Annotated in this window: 17 protein-coding genes and 1 riboswitch; of the genes, 6 read left to right on the forward strand and 11 right to left on the reverse strand. The window is 66.9% G+C overall.

Annotated elements, in window-relative coordinates:
- Nucleotides 1–77 precede the first annotated feature (77 nt).
- On the forward strand, nucleotides 78–1,826 hold the full coding sequence (locus tag C265_RS27585) for a class I adenylate-forming enzyme family protein (RefSeq protein ID WP_010814170.1): 1,749 nt from the start codon (nucleotides 78–80) through the stop codon (nucleotides 1,824–1,826).
- Between the two features lie 47 nt (nucleotides 1,827–1,873).
- Nucleotides 1,874–2,716, forward strand: coding sequence for a phosphatase PAP2 family protein (locus C265_RS27590; protein WP_231881501.1), 843 nt, complete (start codon nucleotides 1,874–1,876; stop codon nucleotides 2,714–2,716).
- 32 nt (nucleotides 2,717–2,748) lie between these two features.
- On the opposite strand, the gene C265_RS27595 is transcribed toward C265_RS27590, so the two are convergent.
- The 3 genes from C265_RS27595 to C265_RS27605 all read right to left on the reverse strand — a co-directional run bounded on the left by C265_RS27595 (nucleotide 2,749) and on the right by C265_RS27605 (nucleotide 4,220).
- Nucleotides 2,749–3,231: a CreA family protein gene (locus C265_RS27595; RefSeq protein WP_010814168.1), complete on the reverse strand. Its 483-nt coding sequence runs from the start codon at nucleotides 3,229–3,231 to the stop codon at nucleotides 2,749–2,751.
- Between the two features lie 11 nt (nucleotides 3,232–3,242).
- Entirely contained in the window at nucleotides 3,243–3,728 is a 486-nt protein-coding gene (locus tag C265_RS27600; protein ID WP_010814167.1) for an acyl-CoA thioesterase, read from the reverse strand.
- Nucleotides 3,729–3,938: 210 nt separating this feature from the next.
- Nucleotides 3,939–4,220, reverse strand: coding sequence for an HU family DNA-binding protein (locus tag C265_RS27605; protein ID WP_010814166.1), 282 nt, complete (start codon nucleotides 4,218–4,220; stop codon nucleotides 3,939–3,941).
- Nucleotides 4,221–4,729: 509 nt separating this feature from the next.
- On the opposite strand from C265_RS27605, the gene C265_RS27610 reads away from it, so the two are divergent.
- Complete coding sequence (locus C265_RS27610) at nucleotides 4,730–5,932, forward strand: ammonium transporter (protein ID WP_010814165.1); 1,203 nt, start codon at nucleotides 4,730–4,732, stop codon at nucleotides 5,930–5,932.
- 213 nt (nucleotides 5,933–6,145) lie between these two features.
- A complete protein-coding gene (locus C265_RS27615; RefSeq protein WP_010814164.1) occupies nucleotides 6,146–7,000 on the forward strand; it encodes a mechanosensitive ion channel family protein in 855 nt (284 codons plus the stop codon).
- 19 nt (nucleotides 7,001–7,019) lie between these two features.
- On the opposite strand, the gene C265_RS27620 is transcribed toward C265_RS27615, so the two are convergent.
- On the reverse strand, nucleotides 7,020–8,225 hold the full coding sequence (locus tag C265_RS27620; RefSeq protein WP_010814163.1) for a Bcr/CflA family multidrug efflux MFS transporter: 1,206 nt from the start codon (nucleotides 8,223–8,225) through the stop codon (nucleotides 7,020–7,022).
- Nucleotides 8,226–8,618: 393 nt separating this feature from the next.
- Between C265_RS27620 and C265_RS27625 the strand changes: the two genes are divergently transcribed.
- Nucleotides 8,619–9,206 carry a hypothetical protein gene (locus C265_RS27625; protein ID WP_037025453.1) on the forward strand — a complete coding sequence of 196 codons (588 nt, stop codon included), beginning with the start codon at nucleotides 8,619–8,621 and terminating at the stop codon, nucleotides 9,204–9,206.
- A gap of 106 nt (nucleotides 9,207–9,312) precedes the next feature.
- Here C265_RS27625 and mdoH read toward each other — a convergent pair whose 3' ends face one another.
- The 3 genes from mdoH to C265_RS27640 all read right to left on the reverse strand — a co-directional run bounded on the left by mdoH (nucleotide 9,313) and on the right by C265_RS27640 (nucleotide 14,235).
- The gene (gene mdoH, locus C265_RS27630; RefSeq protein WP_081225829.1) at nucleotides 9,313–11,925 is read right to left on the reverse strand and encodes a glucans biosynthesis glucosyltransferase MdoH; all 2,613 of its coding nucleotides are present in this window, start codon (nucleotides 11,923–11,925) and stop codon (nucleotides 9,313–9,315) included.
- Nucleotides 11,898–13,496 carry a glucan biosynthesis protein G gene (locus C265_RS27635; protein ID WP_037025456.1) on the reverse strand — a complete coding sequence of 533 codons (1,599 nt, stop codon included), beginning with the start codon at nucleotides 13,494–13,496 and terminating at the stop codon, nucleotides 11,898–11,900. Before C265_RS27635 ends, mdoH begins: the two co-directional genes overlap by 28 nt.
- Nucleotides 13,497–13,863: 367 nt before the next feature.
- On the reverse strand, nucleotides 13,864–14,235 hold the full coding sequence (locus tag C265_RS27640) for a hypothetical protein (RefSeq protein WP_010814159.1): 372 nt from the start codon (nucleotides 14,233–14,235) through the stop codon (nucleotides 13,864–13,866).
- 202 nt (nucleotides 14,236–14,437) lie between these two features.
- Between C265_RS27640 and C265_RS27645 the strand changes: the two genes are divergently transcribed.
- A complete protein-coding gene (locus C265_RS27645) occupies nucleotides 14,438–14,869 on the forward strand; it encodes an RT0821/Lpp0805 family surface protein (RefSeq protein WP_010814158.1) in 432 nt (143 codons plus the stop codon).
- Nucleotides 14,870–14,898: 29 nt separating this feature from the next.
- Here C265_RS27645 and C265_RS27650 read toward each other — a convergent pair whose 3' ends face one another.
- The 4 genes from C265_RS27650 to ribB all read right to left on the reverse strand — a co-directional run bounded on the left by C265_RS27650 (nucleotide 14,899) and on the right by ribB (nucleotide 18,786).
- Nucleotides 14,899–16,554, reverse strand: coding sequence for a mechanosensitive ion channel family protein (locus tag C265_RS27650; RefSeq protein ID WP_010814157.1), 1,656 nt, complete (start codon nucleotides 16,552–16,554; stop codon nucleotides 14,899–14,901).
- A gap of 447 nt (nucleotides 16,555–17,001) precedes the next feature.
- The gene (locus C265_RS27655) at nucleotides 17,002–17,235 is read right to left on the reverse strand and encodes a hypothetical protein (protein ID WP_010814156.1); all 234 of its coding nucleotides are present in this window, start codon (nucleotides 17,233–17,235) and stop codon (nucleotides 17,002–17,004) included.
- A 175-nt stretch (nucleotides 17,236–17,410) separates the two neighbouring features.
- Entirely contained in the window at nucleotides 17,411–17,998 is a 588-nt protein-coding gene (locus C265_RS27660) for a surface-adhesin E family protein (protein ID WP_010814155.1), read from the reverse strand.
- A gap of 104 nt (nucleotides 17,999–18,102) precedes the next feature.
- Nucleotides 18,103–18,786: a 3,4-dihydroxy-2-butanone-4-phosphate synthase gene (gene ribB / locus C265_RS27665; RefSeq protein WP_143010665.1), complete on the reverse strand. Its 684-nt coding sequence runs from the start codon at nucleotides 18,784–18,786 to the stop codon at nucleotides 18,103–18,105.
- A 172-nt stretch (nucleotides 18,787–18,958) separates the two neighbouring features.
- A riboswitch (FMN riboswitch) is annotated at nucleotides 18,959–19,117 on the reverse strand.
- Nucleotides 19,118–19,159 lie beyond the last annotated feature (42 nt).

Below are 19,159 nucleotides of genomic sequence, written 5' to 3' on the forward strand. Positions count from 1 at the left end.
GGGCGCCGGCCTTGAGGCCGGCGCCCGCCGCTTTCCTGCATTTCCCTCAACCTGCAGTGCAGTTCCGGGAGGCAGTCATGTCGAGCAATCCGCAGTTGGCCGGCACCTGGCCGGTCATGTCGCTGGCCGAGGCCCACGCCCGGCTTACCGCGCCCGGCGCGCCGTTCGAAACCGAAACGCGCGTGATCCGCGGCATCCCCACCACCGTCTGGAAGAACGCACCGCCCACGCTGCGCGAGCTGTTGCTGAACACGCGCGCGTTTGCCGACCGCACCTTCGTGGTCTATGAGGACGAGCGCGTCTCCTACGATGCCTTCCGTCGCGCCGCCATCGCCCTCGCCCATGCACTGGTGCGCGATGGCGTGCGCAAGGGCGACCGCGTGGCCGTAGCCATGCGCAACCTGCCTGAATGGCCGGTGGCGTTCTACGGCGCGCTGCTGGCGGGTGCCATCGTGACGCCGCTCAATGCCTGGTGGACCGGGGCCGAGCTGGAGTACGGACTGGCCGATTCCGGCAGCCGCGTGGCGATCGTCGATGCCGAACGGCTCGACCGCATCCTGGAACACCTGCCGGGCTGCCCGGCGCTGGAACGCGTCTATGCCTCACGTGCCGGCGGCACCGCGGCCGAGCCGCGCGTGGCCCCGCTGGAAAGCGTGATCGGCAGCCCGGCTGACTGGGCCGCGCTGCCAGACCAGGCGCCGCCGCAGGTCGATATCGATCCGGACGACGACGCCACCATCTTCTACACCTCGGGCACCACCGGCAAACCCAAGGGCGCGCTCGGCACGCACCGCAACTCCACCAACGTGGCGGTTGCAGGCAGCTTCAGCCCGATGCGCAACCTGTTGCGCCGGGGCGAGCCGATTCCCGCGCCGGACCCCGCCGCGCCGCAAAAGGCCATGTTGCTGGCGGTGCCGTTCTTCCATGTCACCGGCTGCATGGCGGTGCTCAACGGCGCCATCGCCACCGGCGGAAAGATCGTGCTGATGCACCGCTGGGACGCGCTGCGCGGCATGGAGCTGATCGAGCGCGAGCGCTGCACCGCGGCCGGCGGCGTGCCCACCATCGCGTGGCAGATCCTGGAGCATCCGGAGCGCGGCCGCTTCGACCTGTCCTCGCTGGAGAACGTCAACTACGGCGGCGCGCCGGCATCGCCCGAACTGGTGCGGCGCATCGGCGAGGTATTCCCGCTGGCCGCTCCCGGCATCGGCTGGGGCATGACGGAAACGTCGTCCACCTTCACCAGCCACAGCGCCGAGGAATACGTGATGCGCCCGGACAGCAGCGGCCCGGCGCTGCCGATCGGCGAGATGAAGGTGGTGGACGGGCACGGCCGCGCCTTGCCGCCCGGCGCAACCGGCGAGCTGATGGCGCGCGGTGCCAATGTCGTGCGCGGCTACTGGAACAAGCCCGAGGCCACGGCGCAGACCTTTGCCGACGGCTGGCTGCGCACCGGCGACATTGCGCGGCTGGATGAGGAAGGCTACGTCTATATCGTCGACCGGATGAAGGACATGCTGATCCGCGGCGGCGAGAACATCTACTGCATCGAGGTGGAAAGCACCCTCTACGAGCATCCCGCGGTGATGGATGCCGCGGTGGTCGGACTCGCGCACAAGACGCTGGGCGAAGAACCGGCCGCGGTGATCAGCCTGAAGCCCGGCATGCAGGCAAGCGAGGCCGAGCTGCAGGATTTCGTGCGCACCCGGCTGGCGGCATTCAAGGTGCCGGTGCGTATCCTGATTTACCAGGAGATGCTGCCGCGCAATGCCAATGGCAAGATCCTGAAGTCGAACCTGCGCAAGCTGTTCGACGCTGCCACCTGAGCTGCGGCAGGACCGCCGACTCGACAAGAACAACAAGGAACGACAAATTGACGGAACAAGCAAAGCGTGACCACTCCCCGTCCGCCCCGGTGCGGGCAACTATCGCGGTGGCACTCGCCGCCCTGGTGGCTGGCTGCGCCGCCGGCGGCACCAACCTGTCCGCGGTGCCGGAACTGCGCCCGGGCGTGCCTGCCGGCTACCTGGCTACCGACGCGCGCCCGGACAGCCTGAAGCTGCTGCCCGCGCCGCCGGCGCAGGGCTCGGCAGCGCTGGCGCTGGATGAGGATGCCGCGCGGCAGGCCGGGACGCTGCGCGGTTCACCGCGCTGGCAAGTGGCTGGCGAGGATGCCGTGTTGACGTTCCCGCAGGCCGCCAGCGCATTCTCCTGCGCGCTGGGCGTGCCGGTCAGCGAAAAAGAAACGCCGTACCTGAACATCCTGCTGCGCCGCAGCCTGGTCGATGCCGGCCTGTCCACCTACAAGGCCAAGGACCACTACAAGCGCACACGCCCCTTCGTTGCCAACAAGACCCAGATGTGCACGCCGGCCGAGACCGCCAAGCTGGAAAAGGACGGCTCGTACCCGTCCGGCCACAGCGCCATCGGCTGGGCCTGGGCGCTGATCCTGGCTGAGGTCGAGCCGGAACGCGCCAATGACATCCTGGCGCGCGGGCGCGCGTTCGGCCAGAGCCGCGTGGTCTGCAACGTGCACTGGCAAAGCGATGTCAACGAGGGCCGCATGATGGCCGCGGCAACGGTGGCGCGGCTGCATGCCGACCCCACCTTCCGCGCCGACCTGGACCGCGCCCGCCGCGAAGTGGCGGCGGCACGCGCCAGCGGCGCGCGCCCGTCGCGCGACTGCCAGGCGGAGAGCGCGGCGCTGGCGCCCTGATCCACCAGGTGCCGGGGCCGGCTGCTGCAGGGTTACTTCACCGGGATAACCGTGCCGGCCGGCACCGGCACGGCGGTGACGCTGTTCTGCGGGCTGCCGCTGACAATGCGGTCGGAGTACGTCAGGTACACCAGCGTATTGCGCTTGCGGTCGACCGCGCGCACGACATGCAGGGCCTTGAACAGGATCGACATGCGTTCGGAGAAGACGTTGTCCTGTTGCCGGATCGGCCCCTTGAAGGCAATCGTGGCCACCTGCCGGCAGGCGATCGATGCCTCCGGCGGGTCTTCGGCCATGCCCAGCTGGCCCTTGATGCCGCCCGTGCGGGCGCGCGACACATAGCAGGTCACGCCGTCCACCTGGGGGTCGTCATAGGCTTCGATCACGACCTTGTCGGAGCCGGTCATGCGGAAATTGGTACTGACGCTGCCGATCTCCTCGGCGTGGGCGCCCGAGGCGGCCGTCAGACAGACGACGGCCAGGACCGTGCGGATGCGATTGCAGTAGCGCTTCATGGCGGGGGTATTCAGGTCACCGACGACTTGATGTCGTCGTGGCGCTTTTCCATTTCCTGGCGCAGCGCGCGGCGCTGCTGGGCGGCGGCAAAGCGCTGGCGCTCCACCTCGTCGCGCGGCTCCAGCGGCGGCACCTCGGCCGGCGTGCCGTTGTCGTCCACGGCCACCATGGTGAAGTAGCAGCTGTTGGTATGGCGCACCAGCTTGCTGCGGATATTTTCCGTCACCACCTTGATGCCGATTTCCATCGAGCTGCGGCCGGTGAAGTTGACCGAGGCCAGGAAGGTCACCAGCTCGCCCACGTGGATCGGCTGGCGAAACACCACCTGGTCGACCGACAGCGTTACCACGTAGCGGCCGGCGTAGCGGCTGGCGCACGCATAGGCAACCATGTCCAGGTACTTGAGGATGGTGCCGCCGTGGACGTTGCCGGAGAAGTTGGCCATGTCCGGCGTCATCAGCACGGTCATGGAAAGCTGGTGGGACAGATCGTTCATGATGCGGGTACGGATTGCGGGGGCGGGATTTCTGGGGCGAACCTGCGACGGCGGCATTGCCTGACTGCACGCCGGAACGCTGGCGCCGGCAGTTTAACCCGGATCGTGCCCGCCGTTGCCGGCTGCAGCCCGGTACCGGCAGGCGTGGCCGTGCCAGGCAACAAAAAAGCGGCCTGCAAGGCCGCTTTTCACGCTGTGGACGCAAACTGCTTACTTCTTCTTGTTCACCGCGTCCTTGAAACCCTGCCCGGCAGAGAACTTGACCGTCTTGGCGGCCGGGATCTTGATGGTTTCACCGGTGCGCGGATTGCGGCCGGTGCGGGCGGCGCGTTTGCCGGCGCTGAAGCTGCCAAAGCCCACCAGCGTCACCGAATCGCCCTTTGCCACTGCCTTCTTGATACTGTCCAGCGCTGCGTTGAGCGCGCGCTCGGCGGCGGCATTGCTCAGTTCTGCTTCCGCGGCGATGGCCGATACCAGTTCACCTTTATTCATGGCTGATTTCCCTTGTTGGTCGTCGTCACCGATGTGCGTGCCTCGCGGCAAAGCCATCGATCGGCGCAGTCTAATCTGCCCGTCGCGCGTAGAGCAATCCCCAGTGGCACCAATGCGACAAAAAAACCCGCAAATCCTTGATTGAGGCCGGTTAGCGGGCAATTTTCCACGCTTTTCCCGCTTGCCAGAAGCCGGCTTTGCCGGGCCGTCCCGCAGCGCGGCAACGCCAGACCGGCCCGCGCGTGGGGCAAACCAGCAGCATAGGATAGATTCCCACAAATGGGGCGCCGCACCATAACGGTTCAGCCCGCGCCGCCGTTTCGCGCCATTTTGGCGCATCTGCACTATCACGGCGATGCCAGCGGCAACGCTACCAGCAGCGCCCGCCCCTGCCTGCGCGCGGCATTCCGGTGCGGTTTTACCCGACAAGGTGCACATGGCACCAGGATGCGGCCGTTGCTGGAATGCTTTTTGCGTACTCACGCTCCCATTTTGAGCATGAGGTCACTATGGACGACTGGAAGACCGGCACCGACGCCCTGTTTATCCTGCTAGGCGCCATCATGGTGCTGGCCATGCACGCCGGCTTCGCCTTCCTGGAACTGGGCACGGTGCGCAAGAAGAACCAGGTCAACGCACTGGTAAAGATCCTGGTGGATTTTGCAGTTTCGACCATCGCCTATTTCTTTATCGGCTACACCATTGCCTACGGCGTGCAATTCATGTCCGGGGCCGAAACGCTGGCGCAGAAAAACGGTTACGAACTGGTCAAGTTCTTTTTCCTGGCGACATTTGCCGCGGCCATTCCTGCGATTATCTCGGGCGGTATTGCCGAGCGTTCACGCTTCAACCCGCAACTGGTCGCCACCTTCGTGCTGGTAGGTTTTGTCTATCCGTTCTTCGAAGGCATCGCCTGGAACCAGCGCTATGGTGTGCAGGACTGGATTACGCGCGTGGCCGGCGCGCCATTCCATGACTTCGCCGGCTCGGTGGTGGTGCATGCGCTGGGCGGCTGGATCGCGCTGCCCGCGGTGCTGCTGCTGGGCGCACGGCGCGGGCGCTACCAGAAGGACGGCCGCATCAGCGCCCATCCGCCCTCAAACATCCCGTTCCTGGCGCTAGGCGCCTGGGTGCTGGCGGTGGGCTGGTTCGGCTTCAACGTCATGAGCGCGCAGACGGTCGACAAGGTCAGCGGCCTGGTGGCAATCAACTCGCTGATGGCAATGGCCGGCGGCACGCTGGCGGCCTGGGCGGCCGGACGCAACGACCCGGGCTTTGCCTACAACGGGCCGCTGGCCGGACTGGTGGCGGTGTGCGCTGGCTCGGACCTGATGCACCCGCTCGGCGCGCTGATCACCGGCGCGGTGGCCGGCGCGCTCTTTGTCTATATGTTCACGCTGGCGCAGAACAAATGGCATATCGATGACGTGCTCGGCGTGTGGCCTCTGCACGGGCTGTGCGGCGCCTGGGGCGGCATTGCCGCGGGCATCTTCGGGGCCAGGACGCTGGGCGGGTTGGGCGGTGTGTCGCTGGGCGCGCAGGCGATCGGCACCGTGCTTGGCATCGTGGTGGCGCTGGCCGGGGGCACCCTGGTATATGGCGCGCTGAAGAAGCTGGTGGGCATCCGGCTCGATGCCGAAGGCGAATTCAACGGAGCGGACCTGACCTTGCACCGGATTTCGGCAACGCCGGAACGGGAAACCAACTGGTAATGGCGTGCGGGCCGTCCTGATTTAAATAGACAAGCTGCGCAAGGCAGCTTGTCTTAACAATAATTTGCTTGCACTTCCGGTACGGCGTCTCAATAATTGCCGTGCCCATGTATTGCGCCGCAACAGCGCGCAGGGCTAGCACATTGCTGCCGGCTGAATCGGGGGATGTTGTGCCGGCGGCCGGCCGGACACCAACATGAAAGGACTACGCCGATGGATGCCACTACCTTCGATAACCTCAAGGCCCTGGTCGTCACCTACGCGACAGAATTCGGGGTCAAGATCCTGGCAGCCCTTGCCTTCTGGGTCATCGGCCGCTGGCTGATCCACTTTGTCGTGCGCATGGTGCAGAACGCGCTCGGCAAGCAGAAGGTCGATCCCACGCTGCTGCGCTATGTCGGCTCGATCGTCACCGTGACGCTGAACGTGGTGCTGGTGATCGGCATCCTTGGCTACTTCGGCATCCAGACCACGACCTTCGCCGCACTGATCGCCGCCGCTGGCGTGGCCATCGGCATGGCCTGGTCGGGGTTGATGGCGAACTTCGCTGCCGGTGCGTTCCTGGTGGTGCTGCGCCCGTTCAAGGTGGGAGACTTCGTGACGATCGGCGGCGTGACCGGCACGGTGCGCGAGATCGGCCTGTTCGCGACCTCGCTCGACACACCGGACAATGTGCAGACCGTGGTCGGCAACAACAAGATCTTCAGCGATACCATCCAGAACTTCACGGCCAACCCGTACCGGCGCGTGGAACTGAAAGCGCAGCTTGCCGGCAGCACCGACACCGCCCATGCGGCAGCGCTGCTGAAGGCCCGCATCGCGGAGATCCCCAACGTGCTGGCCGAGCCCCCGGTCGATGTCGAGATCCTGGAGTTCACGCTGGTCGGCCCGGTGCTGGCGGTGCGTCCGTACTGCCACAACGACCACTACTGGCAAGTCTATTTCGATACCAACCGCATCATCCGCGAGAGCTTCGGCCAGGCCGGCTATGCCGCACCAATGCCGGCGCAGATGGTGGTGGTGCAACAGGCTTTGGCGCAGCAGGCCGCCGCGCAACAGGCTGCCTGACGACGGCTCGCAGACGGTATCAGCGGGGGCCTGAGCGCCCGTAGTATCGCATCAGCACCGCGCCCGCGCCGCAGGCCGCCATCACCACGCCCAGCGGCAGCGCGGTGCCGTCGCGCCACAGGCTGACTGCCGCGCCGCCCAGCGTCCCGAGTGAAAACTGCAGCGTGCCCATCAGCGCCGAAGCCGTGCCGGCGCGATGGCCCTGATGGGCGAGCGCCAGTGCCGACGCATTCGGCGATACGCAGCCGAGCGCGCCGATAAAGACGAAAAAGCCCGCCAGCAGCACCGGCAGCACCGCCACGCCTGCAAGCGCGGCAACAGCCAGCGCCAGGCCCGCTGCACAGGCAGCCAGCAGCGCGCCCCCGAGCACCTGATCGAGCGAGCGGCCGCGCACCAGCCTGGCGTTGAGCTGCGACATCGTGATCAGGCCCAGCGCATTGGCACCGAACACAAAACCGTAGTGCGACGGCGCAATGCCGTGCAGCTCGATCAGCACGAACGGCGAGCCGGAGATATACGCGAACATGCCCGCCGAGCCGAAACCCGCAGACAGCGAATAGCCGAGGAATTCGCGATCCCGCAGCAGCTCGGCGTAGCTTTTCGCCACCGTGCCGAGCCTCAGCGGCGCCGCATGGCGCCGGTCCAGCGATTCCTCCATGCGCAGGTGTACCAGCAGCAGGATCAGCATCCCTGCCACCGCCAGCACCCAGAAGATCGCGCGCCAGCCCGACACCGAGAGAATGGCGCCGCCGACGATCGGTGCCAGGATCGGCGCAACCCCCATCACCAGCATCAGCGACGAGAAGGCGCGCGCCGACTCATGCGCCTCAAGCCGGTCGCGGATCACCGCGCGTGCCATCACCATGCCGGCGCAGCCGCCCAGCGCCTGCAGGAAGCGCCACAGCATCAGCGACTCCACGCTGCGTGCCAGCGCGCAGCCCACCGCGGCGGCCACATAGAGGCACAGGCCGACATAGAGCGGCGGCTTGCGCCCGAAGCGGTCGCTGAACGGCCCATAGAACGCCTGCCCCAGCGCCAGCCCCACCAGGAATGTGCCGAGGGTCAGCTGCACCTGGCCGATGTCCACGCCGAGATCGCCGGCCAGCGACGGAAAACTCGGCAGGTACATGTCGATCGACAACGGCGCGATCGCCATCAGCGAACCGCAGATCAGCAGCCAGGCAGGAAAGCGCGCGGCCGAGGCAGCGCTGGTGGAACGGAGCATGGGAAGTATCCGGGGGGAACGGCGTTGTCATGCACGGCCAGCCTGCTTGCGCCGCAGCCCGCGCCTGCAACCCGTGAAAAGACGCAATTGTTGCACAGCATAACGAAAGCGGTACGGCACTGGCGTAGCCGGTTTTGAAACAGTCGTTCAGAAAAACTGCCCCGCCAAGGTCGGGTTCGATGATGCTGGCGAAGTTGGCGCTATTGGTGAATAGTGGTGTCAGGTCATTTGCGATCACGGCAGCGCGAATCCGGCGCTGCGGATGCCCTTGCGGGGTGGCGCGGCTTTCACCTGTGGCAAGGTGGAGGGTACAATGCCAGCCTGTCGGCGCAAGCCACACCGTCGGCCACGCAGAGACGGACGACAGTATCGGTCCCGGCAACGTTAGCCTGCATGAGAATACGACACACGCCGCTTTCCGCTTCGCTAGGCCCGGCCGCACTCGCGGCTGCGCTGCTGTTGCCTCTGCCCCAGCCCGGCAACGCCGCGCCGGCGCAGGCGCGCAATGTCGCCGCCTCGGCGCCGGCCCCAGCGATCGATGAGGCCGACCCGCTGTCACGCATGCTCAAGGGCGCTGCCACTGGCCAGAACACCGGCGCCGCCGGCGTGCCTGAATTGCTGCGCAACACCACGCGGCCCGACAACGTGCTGGCACGCGCCTGCCGCCAGCTCAACGACGCCCTGCCAATCGAAATCGACGGAGAAACGCGGCTGCGCCGCTGCCAGTCGATCCCCGGCAAGCATGTGCTGTTCCAGCTGGAGCTCACCAACTACCGCGGGCCGATGCTGGACCTGGCCAGCTTCGAGGTCAACTACGCTGCGCCCCTGCAGCGCAATATCTGCGCCAACCGCGACGTCGAGATCCTGACCAAGCTAGGCATCAGCCTGATGTTCCGCTACATGACGCGCAAGGACCGTGGCGAGCGCCGCATCGGCGATGTCTACATCAACGCGCCCATCTGCACGGCCGCGCTGCGCTAGCCAATACAAACAAGAATCGATTGCAATTGATGCGGCACGGCACGCCGCCCGCGCAAAAGAAAGACGGCCCGCAGATGCGGGCCGTTCTCGTTTGGGTCAGTACCGCTCAGGCAGCGCGCGGGCGCAGCGGCAGCACGTTGGCCGCGCGCCGCACCAGGATGCGCGTGTCCTTCCAGCCGGCATCGGCCAGCGGCGAGCCCCACACCAGTTCATGCAGGCGTGCCAGTGCAAACGGATTGCCCAGCAGCACATGCTTCTGCGCGGGCGTCAGCGCGCGCGGGCCATGCGTGAGCGCATGCTCGACCAGGGCCTCATGGCGCTTGCGTGCCGATTCCGGCTGCACCACGCGCGGCGTGGCGGTCGCGCACATCAGCGCATTGGTAACCGGGTCCACCACGGCATCGACAAAGTCAGGCGTTTCGGCCGCGGCTTCGACATGCTGCTGCGTCTCGACGATCTCGCGCGGTACCTGCGTCTCCTCGGGGATCATGAAGAGGCCCGCATTGCGCGAGGCGCGACCGAACGACACCCGCGACAGCATCACCGACAACGGGATCGACAGCGCCAGCGAGCCCACGATCGGCAGCAGCCACAGCACGTAGGACGGGTTCAGCCAGTACACCAGGCCACCCCAAGCCAGGCCCAGGGCGGTGTGCCAGCCGTGGCGACGGAATGCTTCGCCCCAGCTGGTCTCGGCGTCTTCGCGCGGGGGCGACTTCCACGAGATGCCCCAGCCGCTGTACGCGGCGATCACGAACTTGGTGTGGAACAGCATGCGCGTGGGCGCCAGCAGCGCGGACAGCATCACCTCGATCAGCATGCTGGCAATCAGCTGCACCGCCCCGCCATAACGGCGCGCCTGCTTCAGCAGCAGCACCACGCTGGCCAGCTTGGGCAGGAACAGCAGCGTGGCCGTGGCGGAGAACAAGGCCAGCGCTTTTTCCGGATGCCATTCGGGCCAGGTCGGGAACAGCTGGTATTGCTGCGTGAAGTACTCCGGCGGCACCAGCGCGTGCTTGGCCAGCATCGCCGTGGACAGCAGCAGGAACAGCAGCCACAACGGCGCCGACAGGTAGGCCATGATGCCGGTCAGGAACACCGCGCGGTGCACCACGTGGAAGCCCTGCTTGAGCCACAGCCTGAAGTTCATCAGGTTGCCCTGGCACCAGCGGCGGTCGCGCTTGACCTCGTCCAGCAGGTTCGGCGGCAGTTCTTCGTACGAGCCTTCCAGGTCGTAGGCGATCCACACGCCCCAGCCGGCACGGCGCATCAGCGCGGCTTCGACAAAGTCGTGCGACAGGATCTCACCCGACAGCGGGCCGCGGCCGGGCAACGGCGCCAGCGCGCAGTGCTCGATGAACGGATGCACGCGGATGATGGCGTTATGGCCCCAGTAGTGCGATTCACCCAGCTGCCAGTAATGCAGGCCGGCCGTGAACAGCGGCCCGTACACGCGCGTGGCGAACTGCTGCACGCGCGCGTAGAGGGTCTCGCGACCCACTGCCAGGGGTGCGGACTGGATGATGCCCGCGCCGGGGTTGGCTTCCATCAGCCGCACCAGCGTGGCCAGGCAGTCGCCGCTCATCACGCTGTCGGCATCGAGTACCACCATGTAGCGGTACTTGCTGCCCCAGCGGCGGCAGAAGTCGGCCACGTTGCCGGTCTTGCGCTTCACGCGGTGGCGGCGCCAGCGGTAGAAGATGCGGCCAAAGCCGCCGACGGCGCGGCACAGCTCCATCCACGCGTCATGCTCGGCGGTGCGCAGGTCCGGATTGCCACTGTCCGACAGCACGATGAAATCGAAGTTGGACAGGTGGCTGGTGCGCGCCAGCGATTCATAGGTGGCGCGCAACCCCGCGAACACGCGCGTCACGTCCTCATTGCAGATCGGCATGATGATCGCGGTGCGCGCCTCGGGCGCTATCGGCCCGTCGGGCGCGGCCGAGCGCGAGATCAGGTGGCGGTCGCCGCCCTTGGCCAGCACCAGGAAGCCCATCATTGCCGTCCAGAAGCCGGCCGACACCCATGAGAACAGGACGGCGAACAGCACCAGGATGGCGATCTCGAGCGGATCGGCGCCGTGGTATGGCAGCACGTTGCTCATGAAGTAGGTGGCCAGCACGGTCTGGATCACGACCAGGCCCAGCAGGAACCAGCGTCGGTGCGAGCCGGCGGGATGCCATTTGCCTTCGGCATCGGGACCGTCGTGCAGCGTGTCCCAGGTCTCGGGCACGGGCGGGCGGCCGAGCATGCGGCGCCAGGTATTGCGCAGCCAGCCGGTGACGATATGCGGCGGCCATTGGCGCGGCACCATCGAGCTGCGCTCGGGCTCGGGGCCGGTGTCGACCTTCACGGTGCCGTCTTCGCGCCGCTGCAGCAGCGGTGCGCCATCCACCTGGGGATTGCCGTATGCGATCGTGAAACGCCGGCCGACAGAGGCGTAGGCACTGCCGCCTTGCGCGGGCGGCGTGTCCTTGGCCGCCAGGCGCGACTGCAGGCGCGTGATCGCGTCCTGCGCATCGCGGCCGTCGGCGGTAACGGCGATCACGGGGGCAACGGATGCCACGGGCGTGACCGGTGCGACCGGCGTCGCGGGCGCGCCGTCTGCCAGCAGTTCGCTGCGCACTTCAGGCGATACCGGCAGGCGGTCGACATAGCGCTCGCATGCCGCCGCCTTGGCCGGTCGCTGCTTTAGCCTGGGGGTAAGATGTAGCTCCATGTCTCGGATAGGGTTGTATTGCCGTTGCGAAGATAGCCGCGCAACTCAACCGGCTTGGTTTCGTCCTTGCGGCGCATCACCATGGTCATGCGCCAGCCGCCGGTCGCCTCATTGCGCTGCACCGACGTTTTCAGCAGCTCACCGTTGGCATCGGCCGAAACTACCGGGTCGATGCGCACGTTCGCCGGCAGCTTGCCGAAGGCAGGGCCTTCGAAGTCCACCACCAGCGAAAAGCTCGTGTCTTCCTTGTTGCGGGTCTGGCCCTGCCCCAACCGGGTCTGGGTCACCCACGACAGCGGCGGTTGTTGTTCGCCGTCCTTCTGCCACAGCAGCCGGTACTCATAGTCGAAGGGTTGCTTCGGCTTGGGCGGGTTGTCCGGCACCCAGTACGCGACGATATTGTCGTTGGTCTCGTCCGGCGTCGGGATCAGCACCAGCTCTACCCGGCCCGAGCCCCAGTTGCCTCGCGGCTGCACCCAGCCACTCGGCCGGCGCTCATACCACGATCCGATCTCCTGGTAGCTATTGAAGGTGCGGTCGCGCTGCATCAGCCCGAAGCCCTGCGGATTGGTCGCCGCGAACGAGGTGACCAGCAAGCGCTTGGGATTGACCAGCGGGCGCCAGACCCATTCGCCGGTGCCCAGGTGGATCGACAGGCCGTCAGAGTCATGCACCTCGGGACGGAAATCCTGTGCGGGCGACGGCTGGTTCTCGCCGAACAGGAACATGCTGGTCAGCGGCGCCAGGCCCAGCTTGGTCACGTTCTCGCGCAGGTAGAGGCGCGACTTGACCTCCATCGCGGTCTCGGCGCCGGGCTTGATGGTGAAACGGTACGCGCCGCTCATGCGGCGCGAATCCATCAGCGCGTAGATCGTGATCTCCTTGGCATTGGGGCCGGGACGCTCGATCCAGTACTCAACAAAGCGCGGGAACTCCTCGCCCGAATTGAGCGCGGTGTCCACCGCCAGGCCGCGTGCCGACAAGCCGTACCACTGGTCCTTGCCCAGCGCACGGAAATAGCTCGCGCCCAGGAACGACGCCAGCTCATCCTTGCGCTTGCCCTGGTTCAGCGGATACAGGATGCGGAAGCCCGCGAAGCCCAGGCCCTTGAGCTTGCCGGCATCGACCTTGTGCGGGCCGTAGTTGAACGCGGACGGGTCGAAGCGGAATTCACGCACGCTGTTGCCCACCACTTCATGGATGCGCACGGGCTGGTCGAACACCATGCCCTCGTGGAAGAATGACAGCTCGAACGGCACGCGCGTGCCGCGCCAGGCAAAGCGCTCGGGCTTGTATTCGATCTCGCGGTAGCGCTCATACGACAGCTCGCGCAACTCGCGCGGCAGGTTCTGCGGGGGCGCCTTGTAAGGCGAGGCTGCCAGCTGGCGCGCACGCGCCGCCACCGTGTCGAAATCGAACGCCTGGGCTGCCATGGCACACAGCGCCAGCGCGCTGCCACCAAGCCAGGCTGCGATCCGCACACCCGCCCGCGCCGCCCGGCGGCGGGCCCCCGGCCCGGCGGCGGGCAAGGTATGGGGAATGGACAGGCGTGGCGTGGCGATCTGTGACATGTATGCCAGGGTAAGCGGTTGAATCGGGGTGACCGGCATCGGCGGTCGGAACGAAGGACGACACAGCAAGAGACGGGCCCGGCGCCGAGTGGCGAGGCCCGGACACGAGGCAGACGGCCCGCGGGGCACTGTGTCCGGTTTGTTGCGATGCGCAATAAACCATAACAATTCGAGATGCAAAAGTCACGTTTCGATCACGCAAGGTTTGAAACAAAATGTTGGCCAGGTTGCCTGAAAGCCGCTCCGGACAAGGCTTTGCGGGCGTCGGGATCACGCGGCCGCAAGCTCCGGCGAGGCGAACGCCTCCCGGCTGCGAGAACCTGGTGCGGATCGGGGCCGGCCGGCAGCCGGCCCTTTTAATACGGTGTTACTTTTTAGCGCCTTCGCTGTACGGATCGAACTTGCCGCTCTTGGCGCCTTCGGAATACGGATCGAACTTCCCGCTCTTCATGCCACCCTGGCTATATGAATCGAAGGATTTCTGCGCGCCGCCCTGGATCGGCTCCATCTGGTCAGGGCGGGCACCCGGGTTCAGCGAAGTCACGTTGTCGCTTTTTGCGCCATCCGAGTACGGGCTGAATTTGTCCTGCTTGGCGCCATCGGAGTAGGTACTGAACTTGTCTTGCTTGGCGCCGTCAGTGTAAGGATTGAATTTGTCGGCCTTGCCCGTGGTCTGGGCGTGCAGCGTGCCGAATGCGCAGGCCAGGGCCAGGCCGATGGTCAGATAGCTCAGCTTCATGGGATCTCCTCTCGCTGGGGGAAAGGCGCTTGCCTTGCAAAGCGCACGGCAGGCGCCGCTGCCGGCCGACGCGAAGCGCGGGGGCAACAATCAACGCTAGGTCAGCGGCTGGCACGTGTCAACCGCACCGCAGCGCCGCTGCGGCGCTGCATTGCGCTTACAATGCCACCCAAACGCCACCACGAAGCCACAAGGAATCGTCATGCTGCCTCGGCCATCCGACCCTACCGTCAGCCCTGTCCGCCCTGCCCTGCGCGCCGCCGTCACTGGCGCGCTTGGTGCCGCCCTGCTGTTTGCCGCTGCGGCACCGGCGCAGGCGTACTTCGACAACTACCTGAGCGGCACCATCATCGGCACGCTCAACGACAAGGAAGGCGCATCGCTGGCCAAGTCAGTGCGCACCGCACTGAACGATACGGCCGACGGCAAGACGGTTGAATGGACGTTCCCGGCGGCGGGGCGGCGCCAGCAGATCGACGGCACCATCACGCCGGTCGAAAGCAAGACCGACAAGGGCCAGCCCTGCCGGCGCCTGAAGTCTGACCTCAAGCGCGGCAGCGCTGAAGAGCACTGGAGCGGCTGGTTCTGCAAGCAGTCCAACGGGCAATGGAAGTCGCGCCACGTCGATGAGTAAGCGGCGCTGAGCGCTCGCGCCGCCGGCGTTCATGCCGCGCGCGACGGCGCGCGATGCGGCCGCGCCGCCGGATCGACCTGCGGCGACCCGGGTTCCTCGTACCACCTGGTCCCGGGCACGTAGACGGTCTTGTCCGGCTGCGCCATGAAATGCGGCGACATGATCTGCACCCCGTGGGTGTTGAACTGGTCCTGGATCGCCGCGTGCAGTGCCGACAGCGCGTAGAAGCGATTGCGCGGATGGTCCAGCGCGCAGAACAGTTCGTACTCGACGTAGAAGTCGGACAGCCCCCGCTGCAGCACGAATGACGTCGGCGACGGCGCAATATGCGCCGCCTCGGCGGCGGCTGCCAGCAGCATCGCATGGACCTGCCGCCAGGGCGTGTCGTAGCCGATCGTGACCGAAGTCGAGATCAGCGCAGCCTGCCAGCCTTCCTGCACGCGGGGATCACGCACGCTGCCGTGCCGGGTGTAGTTATGGATGGCACTGCCGACCACCACCGCATTGGGCAGCGTCACCTCTTCATTGCGCAGGTTGATCACCTTCACCGACAGGGCGTCGAGCGAGGCCACGGTGCCCACCGTATCGCCGATGCACACCATGTCGCCACGCCGCAGCGCACGCGAATACACCACCACCATGCCGCTCATCAGCTGGTTGACCACGTTGGCCGATCCCAGCGTCACCATGAAGCCCAGCAGCACTGACAGCCCCTTGAAGACATCGCTGTCCGAGCCCGGGATGTAGGGGTAGGCAAAGGTGAAGCCCAGCGCCCAGATCACCACCGCCGCCAGCCGCCGCGTGGCGCCTGCGGTTTCCGGATGCATGCCGGGCACCGTGATCTGGCCCTTCTGCACCGCCTTGAAGATATTCGACACCAGCCGCTGCACCGCGCGGGTAATCAGCACGATCACCGCCACCGTGACCAGGCCCGGCACCGACGACACCATCGACAGCGCGATCTGCGACAGCAAACCGACGATAAAGGCGCCCATGCGGTCGCCCATGGGCTGGGTCAGCGGAAACAGCTCGAGCGCAAACTCCAGCCAGGCAAAGGCCAGCACCAGCACCAGCCCGATCGCCAGGATCTGCACGATGCGGGCAACCAGGTGGTAGAGCGCGCCGGTCCAGTCGAACTGGCCGCCGACGCGCCGCGCCAGGTGGCGCTCCAGTGCCACCTGCAGGCGAGCGCGCAGGGCCACGCCGGCTCGCGCCACGCCCCATGTCAGCGCGGCCAGCACGGCCAGGCCAAGCAGGCTCAGCGCGGCGCCGCGCAGCAGGTTGGGCCAGTGCAGGTGCGCGCGCCGCGCGGCAATGGCCTGGCGCAGGCCCGCCGCGGTGCGCGTTGCGGCAGCCTCAAGCGTAAGGTGATCCTCCGGGGAGAGGTCTTGCGAGGTCAGCGCGAACAAGAGCCGGTCGCCCAGCCGGAAGGCGACCATCGGCGCATCGCCGAACGTGCCGCTGACCTGCCCGAGCGGCAGTGCCAGTTCGCTTTCCGTCAGGTCGTCGAACACCAGCTGCGCGCGCGAGACGCGCATGGCCGGGGTGGCTCCCGCGATCTCGGCGCGCATGGTGGCGATGGGCCTATCCATCAGGCGCAGCTCGACCGCAGCGCCGCTGCGCACGGCGATCGGAGCCGGCACGGCCGCGGGCTCGGACGCCGGCGCAGCCAGGCTGGCTTGCATCCAAAGCGTGCCTATCACCCAGCCCAGTCCCGCCATCCAGAATGCCGTCAATCGCCGCCACCGCCGCCACACCGCTAGCGTTGCCATAAGACCGCTCCCGTCCGAGTTGGCCTGCGCCGGCGCGAGGGCTCCACGCCCGGTCCGGCACGATGCCCGCAAGCATAGCGTGCGGCGGCGCAGGCGCAAAGCCGGCGCGGCGGCAGCCGCCCTGCGGCAGCGGACGAAAAAAAGGAGGCCGAAGCCTCCTGGTTGCGATCCGCCCGGACATGCCCTGCTCTATCCCCCCGGAAGACACGCAACGCGTGCCGCGGGGCTGTCCTGCGCACGGCGGGTCCGCGCCATGCAGGCGCGGCCGGCCATTATCTGCGTGGCGGCATGGCAGTCACGGGCGCAGCCTGCCTCCCCGCTTGCCGGGGAGCCGTGCGCCCGCCGCCATCATCAGCGCGCTCAGGCGCCTTTGTTCTTCGTCGGATCCTTGGCCGCAGGCGCGTGGCTCTTCTTCTTGCTGCTGGTCTTCTTGGCCTTGGCCTTGCTGCTGTCTGCCTTGGCCGGCGCGGCCTTGTCAGTCGACGCTGCCGCCGGCGTGGCCGGGGTGGCAGGCGTCGCCGGAGTAGCCGGCGTCTGCGCCATCGCGCCCGCACCGAACATTGCCATCGACAGCATGACGATCCATTTCTTCATTTCCGTCTCCTCGTTTGCCCTGCGGGTAGGTATGGCAGGGATGCCTGCCATGACGGGCGCTTTTGGCTCGCGCCCTGTCACCAGCATCAACGAGGAAGGTTTGCGCGCCGTTGACCGGGACAAACCCTGATAGGGAGCTGGACAGGCAGCCGTGGATCGCCGCTCGCCGCCAGGCTTACCGGCACAGCTTGCGCAGCAACTCTCCGGCAATCGTGCCGGGGCCGGCGACCTGGAAGGTGCCGTACTGCGGCGCGCGGATCGTATAGAGCGAATCGCCGCGCGCAAAGCGCTTGTTGTAGAGCGTCTGCTCGACCACGGCGAACATGGACGTGGCGCAGTTCAGCACCATGCGCTTGAGCGACGAGCGGATCGGCTCGCCGCTGGCGGTGCGGATCACCCCCGACGGCGAATTGCGCATCACCACCACGCCGACTTCGGTGCCCTGGCGGCGCACCGTGGATTGATCGAAATACGAAATCACGCCGTTGGCACCCATCAGGGGAAGCCATCGTTGCGGATCGGGGGCGGCGGGATCGGGTGCCGCGACCAGCCGGCAGCCTTCCCTGGGCGTGGACCGGAATACCGTGCCGGTGCCAGCGACCTGGCACTCGTACAGGCCAGCGGCGGCAGCCGGGCGGGTGGTGCTGGAGGGAACGGGGGACGGCGCCGTCACGGCGCTGCCTTCGGCATGCGCCAGCGGTGCGGCCAGTCCGAGCAGGCAGCCAGCAAACGCGGCTGCGTGCCTAAAAATGCGGAACATCATGGAATTGCCCTCATATAGACGGGAAAAAGCGATCCGCATTGTCGCACAGGAAGCACGCATCCCGGGCGCGTTTGCATGCCGGGGTGCGTGCAGGCGGCGACTTTTCAGTCGTGCAGGCGGCGCCAGGCCACCAGGTCCTCGATGGTCAGCACCGGTAGCTGGTACATCTCGGCAAAGGCCAGCGCCTCCGGCCGGCGTGCCATGGTGCCGTCGGGGTTCATCAGCTCGCACAGCACCGCGGCCGGTGACAGGCCTGCCATGCGGGCCAGGTCGACCGAGCCCTCGGTATGGCCGCGGCGCACCAGCACCCCGCCGTCGCGCGCCACCAGCGGAAACACATGGCCGGGGCTGACCACAGCATCGGTGCCCGCATCCCCGGCAATGGCAGCGCGGATGGTGGTGATGCGGTCGGCGGCGCTGACACCCGTGCCGACACCTTCGCGGGCTTCGATCGATACCGTGAAGGCGGTGCCATACTGGCTGCGGTTGTGCTCGACCATCGGCCGCAGGCCGAGGCTGCGCACCTTGTCCTCGGTCAGGCACAGGCAGACGATGCCGCTGCATTCGCGGATCATCATCGCCATATTGGCATTCGTCAGGCGTTCCGCGGCCAGAATCAGGTCGGCCTCGTTCTCGCGGTCGTCATCGTCGAGCAACACGACCGGACGGCCTTCGCGCATGGCGTCCAGCGCCTGCGCGATGCGCGCGGCCAGGGAACGGGAGTCGGCATCGGCGGCAAGATCCGCGGACACCTCGGGTGCAACAGCTTCGGTGGAAAGGCTAGGCATGAAACGCTCCTTGTTCAGCATCAATGGGCGTTCCAGGGGAAGGATCAACGGAGTTGCAGCGCCGCACGCCGCGCCTGAAGCGCACGCACGAACAGCCGCGCCCTGCGCGCGGCGCAAGGCAACAGCGAACCGCAAGGCTCGGGCAAGGCGCCGGGCCGCGCGGGCAAGCTCCGCCCATCTTCTTTCATCCGGACTATGACCGTCGGCCCTGGCCTCTCACCAGGTCTGCTGACCTCGCACGGGAATGCGAGCGCTCGCGGGCTCGCCGGACACGCACTGCGCGCCGCGGCATACCGCCGGTGGGGACTTTCACCCCGCCCTGAAGACGTAACGAACCGGCGCGGCCTTGTAGCCGGCACCGGCGCGCGAATGT

Origin of the sequence: Cupriavidus sp. GA3-3 (genome assembly GCF_000389805.1) — a bacterium.
GTDB lineage: Bacteria > Pseudomonadota > Gammaproteobacteria > Burkholderiales > Burkholderiaceae > Cupriavidus > Cupriavidus necator_D.